Origin of the sequence: Pragia fontium DSM 5563 = ATCC 49100, assembly GCF_900112475.1 — a bacterium.
Lineage (GTDB): Bacteria > Pseudomonadota > Gammaproteobacteria > Enterobacterales > Enterobacteriaceae > Pragia > Pragia fontium.
Genome location: NZ_FOLW01000011.1, coordinates 24,320 through 38,725 on the forward strand (window position 1 = coordinate 24,320; position 14,406 = coordinate 38,725).

General features: G+C 46.4%; 16 protein-coding genes. 15 read left to right on the forward strand and 1 reads right to left on the reverse strand.

Features of this window, described 5'->3' with window-relative positions; all coding sequences use genetic code 11:
• The first annotated feature begins 95 nt into the window (after window positions 1-95).
• The 12 genes from pilM to trpS all read left to right on the forward strand — a co-directional run bounded on the left by pilM (window position 96) and on the right by trpS (window position 10,173).
• On the forward strand, window positions 96-959 hold the full coding sequence (gene pilM / locus BMZ28_RS14110; RefSeq protein WP_074824179.1) for a pilus assembly protein PilM: 864 nt from the start codon (window positions 96-98) through the stop codon (window positions 957-959).
• Window positions 959-1,495: a PilN domain-containing protein gene (locus BMZ28_RS14115; protein WP_047779648.1), complete on the forward strand. Its 537-nt coding sequence runs from the start codon at window positions 959-961 to the stop codon at window positions 1,493-1,495. Before pilM ends, BMZ28_RS14115 begins: the two co-directional genes overlap by 1 nt.
• The gene (locus BMZ28_RS14120; RefSeq protein WP_074824182.1) at window positions 1,492-2,064 is read left to right on the forward strand and encodes a hypothetical protein; all 573 of its coding nucleotides are present in this window, start codon (window positions 1,492-1,494) and stop codon (window positions 2,062-2,064) included. Before BMZ28_RS14115 ends, BMZ28_RS14120 begins: the two co-directional genes overlap by 4 nt.
• The gene (locus BMZ28_RS14125) at window positions 2,061-2,447 is read left to right on the forward strand and encodes a hypothetical protein (RefSeq protein WP_074824185.1); all 387 of its coding nucleotides are present in this window, start codon (window positions 2,061-2,063) and stop codon (window positions 2,445-2,447) included. The genes BMZ28_RS14120 and BMZ28_RS14125 overlap by 4 nt, the downstream gene beginning before the upstream one ends.
• Window positions 2,447-3,766, forward strand: coding sequence for a DNA uptake porin HofQ (gene hofQ / locus BMZ28_RS14130; RefSeq protein ID WP_083399701.1), 1,320 nt, complete (start codon window positions 2,447-2,449; stop codon window positions 3,764-3,766). Before BMZ28_RS14125 ends, hofQ begins: the two co-directional genes overlap by 1 nt.
• A 369-nt stretch (window positions 3,767-4,135) precedes the next feature.
• The gene (aroK, locus tag BMZ28_RS14135) at window positions 4,136-4,654 is read left to right on the forward strand and encodes a shikimate kinase AroK (RefSeq protein WP_047779651.1); all 519 of its coding nucleotides are present in this window, start codon (window positions 4,136-4,138) and stop codon (window positions 4,652-4,654) included.
• A 57-nt stretch (window positions 4,655-4,711) separates the two neighbouring features.
• Complete coding sequence (gene aroB, locus BMZ28_RS14140) at window positions 4,712-5,797, forward strand: 3-dehydroquinate synthase (protein ID WP_074824188.1); 1,086 nt, start codon at window positions 4,712-4,714, stop codon at window positions 5,795-5,797.
• A 75-nt stretch (window positions 5,798-5,872) separates the two neighbouring features.
• Window positions 5,873-6,853: an SPOR domain-containing protein gene (locus BMZ28_RS14145; RefSeq protein WP_074824191.1), complete on the forward strand. Its 981-nt coding sequence runs from the start codon at window positions 5,873-5,875 to the stop codon at window positions 6,851-6,853.
• Between the two features lie 77 nt (window positions 6,854-6,930).
• A complete protein-coding gene (gene dam, locus BMZ28_RS14150; RefSeq protein ID WP_047779654.1) occupies window positions 6,931-7,749 on the forward strand; it encodes an adenine-specific DNA-methyltransferase in 819 nt (272 codons plus the stop codon).
• A 46-nt stretch (window positions 7,750-7,795) separates the two neighbouring features.
• Entirely contained in the window at window positions 7,796-8,470 is a 675-nt protein-coding gene (gene rpe, locus BMZ28_RS14155; RefSeq protein WP_047779655.1) for a ribulose-phosphate 3-epimerase, read from the forward strand.
• Window positions 8,467-9,159, forward strand: coding sequence for a phosphoglycolate phosphatase (locus tag BMZ28_RS14160; protein ID WP_047779656.1), 693 nt, complete (start codon window positions 8,467-8,469; stop codon window positions 9,157-9,159). The genes rpe and BMZ28_RS14160 overlap by 4 nt, the downstream gene beginning before the upstream one ends.
• A 9-nt stretch (window positions 9,160-9,168) precedes the next feature.
• A complete protein-coding gene (trpS, locus tag BMZ28_RS14165) occupies window positions 9,169-10,173 on the forward strand; it encodes a tryptophan--tRNA ligase (protein WP_074824194.1) in 1,005 nt (334 codons plus the stop codon).
• A gap of 236 nt (window positions 10,174-10,409) precedes the next feature.
• On the opposite strand, the gene BMZ28_RS14170 is transcribed toward trpS, so the two are convergent.
• Window positions 10,410-10,988 carry a dual specificity protein phosphatase family protein gene (locus tag BMZ28_RS14170; protein ID WP_074824195.1) on the reverse strand — a complete coding sequence of 193 codons (579 nt, stop codon included), beginning with the start codon at window positions 10,986-10,988 and terminating at the stop codon, window positions 10,410-10,412.
• Between the two features lie 149 nt (window positions 10,989-11,137).
• Between BMZ28_RS14170 and codB the strand changes: the two genes are divergently transcribed.
• The 3 genes from codB (at window position 11,138) to BMZ28_RS14185 (ending at window position 14,386) form a co-directional block, all read left to right on the forward strand.
• Complete coding sequence (gene codB, locus BMZ28_RS14175; protein ID WP_074824200.1) at window positions 11,138-12,388, forward strand: cytosine permease; 1,251 nt, start codon at window positions 11,138-11,140, stop codon at window positions 12,386-12,388.
• Window positions 12,378-13,658 carry a cytosine deaminase gene (locus tag BMZ28_RS14180; protein WP_047779660.1) on the forward strand — a complete coding sequence of 427 codons (1,281 nt, stop codon included), beginning with the start codon at window positions 12,378-12,380 and terminating at the stop codon, window positions 13,656-13,658. Before codB ends, BMZ28_RS14180 begins: the two co-directional genes overlap by 11 nt.
• Before the next feature lie 161 nt (window positions 13,659-13,819).
• Window positions 13,820-14,386, forward strand: coding sequence for a peptidylprolyl isomerase (locus BMZ28_RS14185; protein WP_074824204.1), 567 nt, complete (start codon window positions 13,820-13,822; stop codon window positions 14,384-14,386).
• The last annotated feature ends 20 nt before the right edge of the window (window positions 14,387-14,406 follow it).

Genomic DNA, 14,406 nt, shown 5'->3' on the forward strand with positions numbered 1-14,406 from the left:
GGTTTATAAACAATCGGCGGATAGTATAAAGCCAACATAGCTTAATGGATACGTTCTTTTATAGAAGGAACGCATAAAAGGGGGTTTTGCAAGATATGCAAGTCTGGCAGGTGGGGTTAGATATTCAGGAAAATGGTTTTTATTCGCTGGCGGTACAGCGGCAGCGCTATGGTTGGCAACTACGTCACTGGGGTTATCAGCCGATAGCCACTGTCCAGAATCAAGGGGCGTCGTCGGTAATACCGCAGCAGGTTATCTCTGCGTTAAAACAATGGCGGCAAAAATTACCCAAGCGAGTTTCCGTGCGGATGGCTCTGCCAGCAGGCTCAATCTTACAGCAATCCATTCCTATGCCAGCACCGCCCCTGTCTCTTCAGGAGCAGTCGTGGCTGGTAGACGCCTCACTGAATAAGCTCTTTCCTTTAGCGGCTAAAGAACTGGCGATTGATTATCGCGTGTTGGATTACCCAGAGAGTGCTGGCCGTGTGAATCAATCAATTGTGGTTAGCGCAGCGCGGCGTTCTGAGGTTGACGGATGGTTGCAGGCGTTAGCGGAGGCAGATATTTTTCCGGAGATTATTGATACAGCTCCCTGTGTATTGCGTTCGATGGCCCAGCTTGCTGGCGTCGCGGATAATAGCCTGTTATTTCATCAGCTCCCCCGACAGTTTTTGCTGGTTTCTCCATTGGAGCATGCCTTTCTATATCGGTTAATGCCGAATGAATTGATGACGTGTGCTGAGCGTATCGAAAGTGCCCGACAGCTCTATTTGCTGGCTGGTGGAGAAAGGGTACAGCAGGTTTGTTACAGCGGGGTGGATGATGGCGAGGGACTACCGCCGAGTGTTGATTATTGGTCACCTTTGGTCGCTATCCGACAGATGTCACCGCCTTTACCCGACACTCCACATCAGTGGGTTCTGGCCTGTGGCCTCGCTTTACGGCAGGAGGATCTCTGATGCTTCAGGTTAATTTTCTCCCATGGCGAGAACGGCGGCAAAAGAGGGCGCTACAGCATTTTGTATGGCTAGTCATACTCTATTTAGTCCTCATTTTGTTGGGATTATGGGGGACATATTTTAGCCTTGCCCGTCAAAACCAACGATTATCTGAACAGTTAGTGACCATCCGTGACGCGAATGACGCCATACAGCAGGAGATAAGGCATATTCAGCAGCTTCAAGCTCAGGTTGCCATCCGGGATCAATCTCAACGTGATATTGCTCGAATTCGGCAATCGGGAAAGAATATTCAAGCGCTGTTTCCCAATCTTGAGCGCTCATTATCACCATCTCTATGGCTGAAACTTATCACTATTCAGCAGGGCAGATTAGTGATTGAGGGGCAGGGGCGAGGATATCAAACCATCGTGGATTTTTATCAAAAGATGGCGATCTCGCCTTTAATCTCTGAGCTTCTCTTGGCTAATGTTTCTGCGATAGGAGTGGAATTGTACGCTTTTAGGCTGAGCGCAGACTGGGTTGAAGCCAAATGATGGTGAACGATCTGGATATCGACTGGCGCAGGATTGTTACCGCTCCTCGATGGTTACGCCATGCTCTTGCTATGTTAATTAGTGCGATACCTGCCGTGGTGTGTGGGTATTGGGTGATGCTACCAGCAGTCGACACCGGTGAACTATTACATCAGAAATTGGCGGTGGAAAAACAATTTTATCAAACTTATCAACAGCAAAGGATGGCATTACCTGAGTCAGAACGGGTGAGTAATCAGTTACGGCAACTGGAGGCCGAATTACATCAGTACCACAATTTCAATGCGGTTACCGCTGAATTTGTCCGCTATGTTACCGATTTTATTTATCTTTCTGGTTGCCAATTGCTGGATATCAAAAGGCTGCTTGCGGTAAAGGAAGAGGGATTTACCGTTTTTCGTTGGCAGCTGAAAATTCAGGCTGGCTATTTTCAATTTATAGATTTTATTCACTTGGTTAATGACAGCGTCCAAATCATCACTATTAATGAGCTGACGATGGAGGGAAGCTCATTATTGACGCTTAATATGACCGTTAGCCTGTATCAATTAAATCGGGAACCATCATGAAGATTGGCTCCGTTATGATGGCTTTGTTGTGCGTAGTCGCATTGATCAGTATTGAGGATAGTCTCGCGGATGATGATTTATCCCGACGAGATCCGTTTCTTTCCCCTGAATCAACAGGATGCCTGAAGGCAATCGACGATGAGGGAAGTATCGTCTTGGGTTGGCAACTACGTGGCGTTATTGGCAGGGCATTGGAGATGAGAGGCTGGATTCAAACGCCAGCCGGAAGCTGGATCAAGGCCATACCCCAGATGGCGCTACCGTTAACTTATTGGCAGTTGGAAAATATTCAGCAGGGGACGGCAACGTTTTCAGTGAATGATTCGGTGGTGGATGCGTGCCGTAATCAGGATGTCATTGAACTTAAGTTGAGGAACAAATAATGGCTTGGCTGCCCTATTTTCGTACTGCCTGTTTGTGTCTCAGCTTACTCTTTATGCCAGTTTTGGCGGTGAGTGCTAAGCCGAATAGCGTTGAGAGTCGGGTTTCACTGGAGTTTCAGGATGCGCCATTGGCTGTGATATTGCAGGCTTTGGCTGACTATCAACAATTAAATCTGGTGGTGATGGACAGCGTACAGGGAAAATTGACGATTCGTCTTGATGATATTCCATGGCAGCAAGCCCTATCAGTGGTTTTAAAAGCGGGCAATCTTGAAATGGAGCGAGAAGGCAGTGTGATGATTGTACTGTCCCGGCAAGAGAGTGAGGTGCGCAGAGAGCAGAATAAACAACAGCAGCAGCAACAGGTCGCTGAAGTTCCATTAACAACATTTCATTATCAGGTTAATTATGCGGATGTGACCGAGCTGGTGAAAATATTAAATGGTCAGCAGGGTAATCTGCTGTCTGAACGCGGGAGCGTCATTGCTGATATTCGTTCAAATTCAGTGATTATCCGCGATCTTGCCGTTGTTATTCCGGCGATTAAATCATTTATTCAGCAAATTGATCGTCTACAACCGCAAGTGCAGTTAACCGCACATATTGTGACCATTGGCGATGAAAGTCTGGAGGAGTTAGGGGTCAGATGGGGCTTAGGGGGCGGGACAGAATCAAGTGGCGGAGGCGTTAACGGCCAACTTAATATTCATTTACCGTTAACTAACCCGGCAGGAATGGTGGGGTTTCAAGTGGCTCGCCTGAATGGCCGTTTGTTAGGACTCGAATTGTCGGCGCTGGAGGCTGAGAATAGCGTAGAGATTATTGCCAGCCCCAGACTGATGACGGCGAATAAGCAAACCGCAAGTATCCGGCAAGGGACTGAGATACCTTATGAGGTCTCCAGCGGTTCCAGCGGAGCAACGTCCATTGAGTTTAAACAGGCCGTTTTAGGACTGGAGGTGACGCCGCGTATTTTTCCCGGTGGTCAGTTAGAGCTGACTCTAAATATCAGCCAAAATATGCCGGGAAAAAGTCTGAAAAAAGGAGATGGTGGCGAGATTCTGACGATTGATACTCAGGAAATTAAAACGCAGGTTTTTGTGTCAGATGGCGAAACTATCGTGTTAGGCGGTATTTTCCAGCAAACCCGGCTTTCTGGAAAAGAGCAGGTTCCGGTACTGGGGCGCATTCCGCTGCTTGGCGGGCTGTTTCAACGGGATTCCCAGAAGCAGAGTAAACGAGAACTGGTTATTTTTATTACGCCAACTATCGTCATATCTCCAGAAAGAATCTCAGCAAATAAAATAGAAAATGGTTAATATCAGAGCGGAACACGATGATTGATAACATAGTTAGTTAAAATTACGCTAATTATTGGGTTATTTGTCGGTAAAACTCGATTGAAATTTGACGAGTAGACTGATTTAGCATACAAGTGTCTATCTGAAACAAGCTAAGTTATGAGGTGCAAGATCAGATTTGAGCGGTGAGAAGAAGTTTTAACCGTCGAAAGCTGATGTACTAAAATTTATTAGGTTGCCAAACTACCTATAGTGTTGAGATAATTTCCAGTCTGATCTCACACATCATGCTTATGAGGTTTCAGGTGAACTCCCGTTGATGTATTGAAAATGAAAACTTACGCAGCGGGTTGTCATTAACGAATTATCTTAGTAATACCAAAAAACATGGCAGATAAACGCAATATCTTTCTGATAGGGCCTATGGGTGCAGGCAAAAGCACAATAGGACGTCAGTTGGCTCAACAGCTTAATATGGAGTTTGTAGACTCCGATCACGAGATTGAACGCCGTACTGGAGCTGATATAGCCTGGGTATTCGACGTAGAAGGCGAAGAAGGTTTTCGCGATCGTGAAGAAAAAGTCATTAATGAACTGACGGAAAAGCAAGGCATTGTCCTGGCAACCGGCGGTGGCTCTGTAAAATCCAAGGAAACCCGCAATCGTTTATCCGCTCGCGGCGTTGTTGTGTACTTAGAAACAACGATTGAAAAGCAATTAGCACGTACGCAGCGCGATAAGAAACGTCCATTATTGCAGGTTGATACCCCGCGTGATGTTCTGGAATCCTTGGCTCAGGAACGTAATCCTCTGTATGAAGAGATCGCGGACGTCACGATCCAGACGGACGATCAAAGTGCTAAAGTTGTTGCAAATCAAATCATTCAGCTGATCGAAGACCGTTAATTTTAAACGCGCTCATTCCGCTTTGAGTCCAATAACAAAATTAAAAAAGGCATGTTAATGGAGAGGGTAACAGTTATTTTAGGAGAGCGTAGCTATCCTATTACTATTGAGGCCGGTTTATTTAATGACCCGGCTTCTTTTCTTCCTCTTCAGTCTGGAGACAAAGCGCTTATTGTTACTAATAGCACTATTGCGCCTCTCTATTTGGATACGGTCGTTAAAAGTCTGGAAAAGCTTGGCGTCAATGTTGATTCTGTTGCTTTGCCCGATGGAGAGCAATATAAAACGCTATCGGTAATGGATACCGTTTTTAGCCGTTTATTGGAAAATAACCATGGGCGAGATACCACCTTAATTGCTCTTGGCGGTGGTGTTATTGGTGACTTGACCGGTTTTTCTGCGGCAAGCTATCAACGTGGCGTTCGTTTTATCCAAGTTCCAACCACACTTCTATCTCAGGTCGATTCTTCCGTTGGTGGTAAAACTGCGGTTAACCACCCTCTCGGTAAGAATATGATTGGCGCGTTTTATCAGCCAGCATCGGTTGTTATCGATCTTAATTGCCTGAAGACGTTACCGAAACGGGAGCTGTCTTCAGGACTGGCTGAAGTGATCAAGTATGGCATTATTCTTGATGCTGACTTGTTTGACTGGCTGGAAGACAATATTGATGCGTTGATGTCGCTGGATGAGAAGGCTATGGGCTATTGTATTCGCCGCTGTTGCGAAATTAAAGCCAGCGTCGTCGCTGCTGATGAACATGAAAATGGCGTTCGCGCTTTGCTGAATCTGGGGCATACCTTCGGTCATGCGATTGAGGCTGAAATGGGTTACGGTAACTGGCTGCACGGTGAAGCCGTCGCTGCCGGCATGGTCATGGCAGCTGAGACCGCTCGTTTACTCGGCTCATTTGAGCAGACAGACGTTGAGCGGATTAAGCGTCTATTGGTCAGGGCAAACCTTCCGGTTCATGGGCCGGAGAGTATGAAGCCTGAAGCATATATCCCCCATATGCTGCGAGATAAAAAGACATTGGCAGGTAAATTACGTTTAGTCCTACCTACTGCAATCGGTCAATCCGAGGTGAAAGGTGGTGTGGCACATGACGTTGTATTGTCAGCGATAGGATGTTGCTTAATATAATCTTTGCGTCTACGGTATCTATATAAGCGTAAGCGTTGTGTTTACTGTATTTCATTGAGTCAAAGGGGTGGGAAAGTGCGAGAAGAAGATCAAGAAAACTTCGAATCTGACGAAATCAGACCTGATATTAGCGATCGAGCGCCCCGCCGTGAGCGCAGTAAACCCCAGCAGAGCCCTATGGTTTCACGCCAGCATATCAAGATTGGTCTTGGTGTTTTGGTACTGTTGCTGTTGATTTTTCTGATCAGCTCGGCTTTGAAGTCACCTGCACCGCAGGATACCGGTCCTCGGGAAGTGAATTTAGGCAATACCTCTGATAATACGTCTCAACCAGCTACACAGACTTCGGGGCAGCAAACTGAGGGCGTAGTAGCGCCGGGTACTGCTCCAACTCAACCGGTTTCTCCTCCACCGGTATCAGGTACCCCAACTCAATCACAACCGTTACCAGAAACGCCAAATCAGCAACGAGTTGAGATCCCCGGTGAGATCACCGATGCGCTTTCTGCGCAACAAGAACAGCTTAACCGCTTGAAAGAGACAGAAATGCCGGGTTCTGCCCCTGCATCGACAACGACTTCAAAGCCAGACAATGAACCAGTGAAGGCACCGGCTCAGGCGACTCAGCCAGCTTCGACGGCTTCACCTAATGCTTCAAATCAGGTCAATCAAGCACCTCATAAAACCTCAACATCATCGGCGACCAGTACACCTAAAGCTAATGAAAGCTCCACGGTTTCAACCGCTAAGGGGTCTACAACGCCGGGTACTACTGCTGCGTTGTCAGCGATACCAGGAAGTCGTGTGACGTTGCAGGTTAGTAGCGCCTCTCGTTCCGATACTTTATTGGCATTTGCCAAGAAAAATGGCATGAAGGACTACTGGGTGTATTCAACTCGTCGCAATGATAAACCTTGGTTTGTTTTAGTAACCGGTAGCTATGCGTCGGCCGCGGAAGCTCGGGCAGCATTATCCGGCATGTCAAATGAAGTACAGGCTAATAAACCATGGGTAAGATCTATGCAACAAGTGCATCAGGATCTGAAACAAAAATAACTAGAGATGTGCAAATGTGCTGCTTGAAACAGAGTGCAAAACGCCGTTGTGAATTGTATAAGTAGTTAACTTGCAGCATGAAAAAAAAACGTTCTTTTCTAAAGTGGGCAGGGGGAAAATATCCCCTTGTTAATGAAATTCGTGAACATTTACCTAAGGGTGAACGTTTAATTGAGCCGTTCGTTGGAGCAGGATCAGTATTTCTCAATACGGATTATGAGGAGTACATCTTAGCTGACATTAATAGCGATCTGATTAACTTGTATGACATTGTAAAGCAATGTCCCGATAGGGTAGTACAAGATGCTCGCGAGCTGTTTAGCGAGGAGTATAATCAGGAGCCGGTTTATTACCAACTGCGTACTGAATTTAACCAAAGTCGCGATCGCTATCGCCGGGCTTTGCTGTTTCTTTATCTGAATCGCCACTGCTATAACGGGTTATGCCGTTATAATCTGAGCGGTGAATTTAATGTGCCTTTTGGCCGCTATAAAAAACCGTATTTCCCAGAAGCCGAACTGTATTGTTTTGCCGAAAAAGCGCAAAGAGCGACATTTTTTTGTGAAAATTATGAGCAGACGATGATGAAGGCCACGCAGGGAGCAGTGGTCTATTGCGATCCTCCTTATGCGCCTCTGTCAGCGACGGCTAATTTTACCGCTTACCATACCAATAACTTTAATGTTGATGATCAACGACGGTTAGCCCTATTGGCGCAGGATATTGTTGAAAGCGCGGGTGTTCCGGTACTGATTTCTAACCACGATACCGAATTGACGCGCGAATGGTATAGTTCAGCTGAATTAGTGGTTGTTAGAGGCCGTAGAACTATCAGCCGTAATGTGATGGGCAGAACGAAAGTGGATGAATTGCTGGCGCTTTATCGTCCACGCTAAGTCGTTGTTCTGTGATAACGTTTTCTATAATTAAGTGGATATGTAGATGAAAAATTTTCTGATTGCACCTTCAATTCTTTCCGCTGATTTTGCGCGGTTGGGTGATGATACCGCCAGAGTTTTATCTGCTGGTGCTGACGTTGTGCACTTTGATGTTATGGATAATCATTATGTTCCTAACCTCACCATTGGGCCGATGGTTTGCCAGTCATTACGTGATTATGGCATTACGGCACCGATCGATGTGCACCTGATGGTGAAGCCGGTTGATCGCATCGTTCCCGACTTTGCTAAGGCGGGAGCGACGTATATCTCTTTTCATCCTGAAGCATCGGAACACGTCGATCGTACTATTCAGTTAATTAAAGAGAATGGATGTAAGGCTGGTCTGGTATTTAATCCGGCAACGCCTCTGAGCTATCTTGACTATGTGATGGACAAGCTGGATGTGATTTTATTGATGTCGGTTAACCCGGGGTTTGGCGGTCAGTCATTTATACCGGCTACGCTGGATAAGCTACGTCAGGTTCGGCGGCTAATTGATGATAGTGGTTTTGATATTCGCCTGGAAGTTGATGGGGGCGTGAAAACCAGCAATATTGCCGAGATTGCAGCAGCTGGCGCCGATATGTTTGTTGCAGGTTCCGCTATTTTTAGCCAGCCTGATTATAAAGCCGTGATAGACCAAATGCGCAGCGAATTGGCGAAGGTAAAAGCATGAGTTTATTTTCTGGCATCAAGGGGATGGGGTTCGACCTTGATGGAACATTAGTCAATAGTTTGCCTGGCTTGGCTCAGGCTGTCGATGCCACCTTAGAATCATTAGGTTTACCGACTGCCGGTGACGAGCGCGTTTCCCATTGGATTGGTAACGGTGCCAGCGTTTTGATTACGCGTGCATTGACTTGGGCCGGTGGTGATACCTCAGCAGAATATGTAGAGCGCGCCCGAATTTTATTCGATCACCACTATGGTGAGTCGGTAGAGCAGGGAACCCAGCTCTATCCACATGTTGAGTCAACGCTGAAATTTTTAGCGGATGATGGAATAAAGATGGCGTTGGTCACCAATAAACCGACACAATTTGTCCGTCCATTATTGAATTCATTGGGCATTTTAGACTATTTTAGCGTAATTATCGGTGGTGATGATGTCGTTGAAAAGAAACCTCACCCTGCTCCAATCTATCTGATGTTAGGTCAGCTGGGCTTAAGAGCGGATGAGCTGGTTTTTGTCGGTGACTCTCGTAATGATATTCAGGCCGGTCAGGCTGCCGGGTGTCCGACGATAGGGCTTTCCTACGGCTATAACTATGGCGAATCCATTACATTGAGTCATCCTGACCGTGTTTTAGCGACGTTTGCCGAACTTTTGCCCGTTATCGGGCAGCTTACTTCAAAGATGAATTAGGAAAAAATCATGAGTAAACCCATTGTATTTAGTGGCGCACAGCCATCTGGTGAATTGACCATTGGTAACTATCTGGGAGCGCTGCGTCAATGGGTTCAGATGCAAGATGAGTATGACTGCATTTACTGCATTGTTGATCTGCATGCCATTACCGTGCGTCAAGACCCGGAGAAATTGCGTAAAGCAACGCTTGATACGCTGGCGCTGTATTTGGCCTGCGGTATCGATCCGCAGAAAAGCACGATCTTTATCCAGTCTCACGTTCCTGAACATGTACAACTGGGCTGGGTGCTGAATTGCTATACCTATTTTGGCGAATTGAGTCGCATGACTCAGTTTAAGGATAAGTCCAGCCGCTATGCCGAGAATATTAATTCAGGTCTGTTTGGTTATCCGGTACTGATGGCGGCAGATATTTTGCTGTATCAGACTAATCAAGTTCCGGTTGGTGAAGACCAGAAACAACATCTTGAACTCAGTCGCGATGTGGCTCAGCGCTTTAACGCCTTATATGGTGACATATTTAAAGTTCCTCAGCCGTTTATTCCTAAGTCTGGTGCCAGAGTGATGTCACTGCTTGAGCCAACGAAGAAAATGTCCAAGTCAGATGACAACCGCAATAACGTTATTGGCTTGTTGGAAGATCCGAAATCAGTAGTGAAAAAGCTCAAGCGTGCAGTAACGGATTCTGATGAGCCGCCTGTTGTACGTTACGACCTTGCAAATAAGGCGGGTGTATCTAACCTGTTGGATATTCTGTCTGGCGTAACCGGTAAGTCTATTGCCACGCTGGAGCAGGAGTTTGAAGGTAAGATGTATGGTCATCTGAAGACCGAAGTCGCCGATGCTGTAGCGGGAATGTTGACGGAGCTTCAGGAACGTTATCATCGCTTCCGTAATGATGAAGCTTTCCTGCAGCAGGTGATGCGTGACGGTGCCGCTAAAGCCAGAACCCGTGCTAAAGAGACGCTGGATAAGGTTAATCAGGCCGTTGGGTTTGTTGCGTTACCTTGATTGACTGCTGTTCTTGCTGTCTTCATGGTGAACTGAACGCCCAAAATTGAATACATTATCGCCATTCCGGTAAATACCGGAATGGCGATTTTAACTTAATGACAATATTTGGCTTAACAACATTCACGGGCCAAAAGTTTTTTCGGTTCAGTTCAAAAAACGGGAACGCGTTGTTGAACTTAGCGGCTTTCTTATGGCATTGGTAGTATTAATAAATCTCAAGGATTGCTTGATATTTAATCTCTTTCCGCGGACGCCATAACCTGCTTACGTACACTCTCTATATCTACTTTTTCCAGATATTGCACAATGTTGTAATACGCCCATTGGTGGTAGCCAAACTCTGGTTTTTTGAGTTCTGCTATGGCGGCATCCCGCTCCCAACCCTGAAAGATTAATCGATACATGGCCACGATGACACCGGTTCTGTCACTGCCATGCCAGCAGTGCACCAACACTGGCTTGGGAGCATTTTTAATATCTCTTAGCGCGGTCACAATGTGTTGTTCGGTAAAGCGTCCTGCTTCCATCGGGACGTGATACAGCTTTAGGCTGGTTCCCATTGCTTCTTGGTTATCTGTATGAAAGTTGCGTAGGTTAAGTACTGACTTAAAACCACGTTGCTCAAGCTCTTTCATTTGGGCTTTATCCGGCTGTCCGGAGCGATACAGTTCGGTGTCGATCTGATAAAAATTGTCTAACGTGGTATGGGTTACTTTAGATGCCGGAATAGGGAGAGATTGTTCATTGGCGGAATTTGCCCAAGGTGAAAAAAGAATAAACAGCATCAGTAAAATATATCGCTGAAAGCACATAGCAAATAATCCATTTTTTGATAATAAATCACGTTATATTTCATCACTATGGCATGTTTTAGGAAAAAAGAATAGGCGAAACCGATTGCTTTGTTGTGGAATGCGTATAGAATGCGGCAGATTTTTTGGCCCGGATTTAAGGAGATATTGTGTCGCAAGATAACAATTATAGTCAGGGGCCCGTTCCCCTGGCTGCGCGAAAAGGCGTGATTTCATTGACATTTGTCATGTTGGGATTAACGTTTTTTTCAGCCAGTATGTGGACCGGAGGCACTCTCGGTACCGGTCTTTCCTATCACGATTTCTTTTTAGCAGTTCTCTTCGGTAATCTCCTTCTCGGTATCTATACAGCATTTCTTGGTTATATCGGTTCTAAAACCGGACTCTCTACCCACCTTCTGGCTCGTTATTCATTCGGTATTAAAGGCTCATGGCTGCCATCGTTTTTACTTGGGGGAACTCAGGTTGGATGGTTTGGCGTAGGCGTGGCGATGTTTGCTATTCCGGTGAGTAAAGCGACCGGTCTGGATACCAACATGCTGATTCTTATTTCCGGCCTGTTGATGACGGTTACCATTTTCTTCGGTATCTCCGCTCTGACTATCCTGTCGATTATTGCTGTACCAGCGATTGCAGTTCTGGGAAGTTACTCGGTCTGGTTGGCAGTAAACGACGTGGGTGGATTGGACCATCTGAAAGCGATTGTGCCTGAGCATCCTCTGGACTTCTCCACTGCGTTAGCATTGGTGGTCGGCTCCTTTATCAGCGCCGGTACATTGACCGCCGACTTCGTGCGCTTTGGGCGTAATCCCAAAGGTGCGGTATTGGTTGCGCTGATTGCTTTCTTCCTCGGTAATTCCCTGATGTTTATTTTCGGTGCGGCTGGTGCTGCAGCGGTAGGTCAGGCGGATATTTCTGACGTGATGATTGCTCAAGGATTGTTAATACCGGCGATTGTGGTGTTAGGTCTGAATATCTGGACCACCAATGATAATGCGCTGTATGCATCAGGATTAGGTTTTGCCAATATCACCGGGCTTTCCAGTCGTACACTATCGGTCATGAATGGAGTGATTGGTACGTTGACCGCCCTGTGGTTATATAACAACTTTGTTGGCTGGTTAACCTTCTTATCCGCGGCTATTCCGCCGATTGGTGGGGTGATTATTGCTGACTACCTGATGAATCATCGCCGCTATGCTGATTTCAGCCGTGCGCGGTTCTTAACCGTTAACTGGGTAGCGCTGCTGGCGGTGGCCATTGGTATTGCTGCGGGCAACTACTTACCGGGGATTGTGCCGGTGAATGCGGTACTGGGCGGGGTAGTGAGCTATCTACTGTTGAATCCGGTCTTTAATCGTAAATTTATGAATGTTCCAGAGGTTAGTCATGTCGAGTAATTCTGTCATTATCACTAATGCACGTTTGCAAAATCGTGAAGGCTTATGGCAACTGCGTATTGAAAATGGCGTTTTTCAAAGCATTGAGTCACAGCATTCAGCGGTGCCCGCGGAAGGGAATGTGGTTGACGCTGAAGGTGGATTAGCCATTCCACCTTTTGTTGAGCCCCATATTCACTTGGACACCACTCAAACGGCAGGTGAACCTAACTGGAATCAGTCGGGAACATTGTTTGAAGGCATCGAGCGTTGGGCTGAGCGTAAAGCCATGCTAACTCACGATGATGTTAAAAAACGTGCCATGCAGACCCTTAAGTGGCAGATAGCCAACGGTATTCAGCATGTTCGTACCCATGTGGACGTTTCTGATCCAACCCTGACCGCGTTGACCGCAATGCTGGAAGTGAAACAGGATGTGGCGCCGTGGGTTGACCTGCAAATTGTGGCGTTCCCGCAAGAAGGTATTCTCTCTTATCCTAATGGTGAAGGGTTAATGGAAGAAGCGGTGCGTTTAGGGGCTGATGTTATCGGCGCTATTCCTCACTTTGAGTTTACTCGCGAATATGGCGTTGAATCACTGCACAAAACGTTTGCACTGGCTGAGAAGTATGACCGCCTGATCGACGTTCACTGTGATGAAATTGATGATGAACAGTCACGGTTTGTCGAAACGGTAGCCGCTCTGGCCCATCGCGATGGGACTGGATCTCGCGTCACCGCTAGTCATACCACCGCGATGCATTCCTATAACGGTGCTTATACTTCTCGCTTGTTCCGTTTGTTAAAGATGTCAGGGATTAACTTTGTGGCGAACCCGTTAGTGAACATTCACTTACAAGGGCGCTTTGACACTTATCCTAAACGTCGTGGTATCACCCGGGTAAAAGAGATGTTGGAAGCGGGGATCAATGTTTGCTTTGGACATGATGATGTTTACGACCCATGGTATCCGCTAGGAACCGCAAATATGCTGCAAGTGCTGCATATGGGATTACACGTTTGCCAACTGATGGGCTATGGTCAGATAAATGACGGGTTAAACCTGATTACAACCCACAGTGCTAAGACGCTAAATCTACAGGATTATGGCATTGAAGTCGGGCGTTCTGGTAGTTTGGTTATTTTGCCAGCAGAAAACGGTTTTGATGCCCTACGCCGACAGACTCCGGTGCGTTACTCCATTCGCCACGGTAAGGTGATTGCACAAACGATTCCTAGTCAAACCACCATCTATATGGATCAGCCGGAATCAATTAACTTTAAACGTTGATTTTCTACTCGGTAACATAAAACGTATAACGCCATGGCATTGCTCATGGCGTTTCTGTTTTCGCCTTTAGCAGAGTGCTAAATGAGTAGCCGTTGATGGTTAAAATCTCTAGAATCACAACGGACCTGGTTTATTGTTAAATAACAAGAAGGTATTTTCCTATGTTTAAGCGTATCTGTATTACTTTAACGGCTCTGTTTTCACTGGCCGTACTTGCTCCAGCGGCGTTAGCGGCTAATCCTCATGTGGTGTTAACCACGTCACTGGGTGATATTGAGATTGAGTTGGACAGTGAAAAAGCACCTATTTCCAGCAAAAATTTCCTTTCTTATGTTAACGATGGCTTTTATAACGGCACCATTTTTCACCGCGTGATCCCAGGATTTATGGCTCAGGGTGGTGGCTTTACAACGGATATGAACCAGAAAAAACCGAATGCGCCAATCAAGAATGAAGCTGCCAACGGTTTGAAAAACGTTAGAGGCTCCATTGCGATGGCGCGTACTAATGTGGTGGATAGCGCGACCAGTCAATTCTTTATTAACGTGATTGATAATGATTTTCTGGACCATTCACCGAATAACTATGGTTATGCGGTATTTGGTAAAGTGGTTAAGGGTATGGATGTGGTCGACAAGATGATGAAAGAGAAGACTAAGTCTGCTGGTCAACATCAGGATGTACCGGTCACGCCGATTGTGATTACTGCGGCTAAAGTGGTGCAGTAAAGTGTAGCCTGAGAGGCGCA

Bases quoted from the DNA above. Each gene is read 5' to 3' on its own strand.
- pilM (WP_074824179.1), top strand. From the start codon at position 96: ATGCAAGTCTGGCAGGTGGGGTTAGATATTCAGGAAAATGGTTTTTAT.
- BMZ28_RS14120 (WP_074824182.1), top strand. From the start codon at position 1,492: ATGATGGTGAACGATCTGGATATCGACTGGCGCAGGATTGTTACCGCT.
- BMZ28_RS14115 (WP_047779648.1), top strand. From the start codon at position 959: ATGCTTCAGGTTAATTTTCTCCCATGGCGAGAACGGCGGCAAAAGAGG.
- trpS (WP_074824194.1), top strand. From the start codon at position 9,169: ATGAGTAAACCCATTGTATTTAGTGGCGCACAGCCATCTGGTGAATTG.
- BMZ28_RS14125 (WP_074824185.1), top strand. From the start codon at position 2,061: ATGAAGATTGGCTCCGTTATGATGGCTTTGTTGTGCGTAGTCGCATTG.
- dam (WP_047779654.1), top strand. From the start codon at position 6,931: ATGAAAAAAAAACGTTCTTTTCTAAAGTGGGCAGGGGGAAAATATCCC.
- BMZ28_RS14170 (WP_074824195.1), bottom strand. From the start codon at position 10,988: ATGTGCTTTCAGCGATATATTTTACTGATGCTGTTTATTCTTTTTTCA.
- aroK (WP_047779651.1), top strand. From the start codon at position 4,136: ATGGCAGATAAACGCAATATCTTTCTGATAGGGCCTATGGGTGCAGGC.
- BMZ28_RS14185 (WP_074824204.1), top strand. From the start codon at position 13,820: ATGTTTAAGCGTATCTGTATTACTTTAACGGCTCTGTTTTCACTGGCC.
- BMZ28_RS14160 (WP_047779656.1), top strand. From the start codon at position 8,467: ATGAGTTTATTTTCTGGCATCAAGGGGATGGGGTTCGACCTTGATGGA.
- rpe (WP_047779655.1), top strand. From the start codon at position 7,796: ATGAAAAATTTTCTGATTGCACCTTCAATTCTTTCCGCTGATTTTGCG.
- aroB (WP_074824188.1), top strand. From the start codon at position 4,712: ATGGAGAGGGTAACAGTTATTTTAGGAGAGCGTAGCTATCCTATTACT.
- hofQ (WP_083399701.1), top strand. From the start codon at position 2,447: ATGGCTTGGCTGCCCTATTTTCGTACTGCCTGTTTGTGTCTCAGCTTA.
- BMZ28_RS14180 (WP_047779660.1), top strand. From the start codon at position 12,378: ATGTCGAGTAATTCTGTCATTATCACTAATGCACGTTTGCAAAATCGT.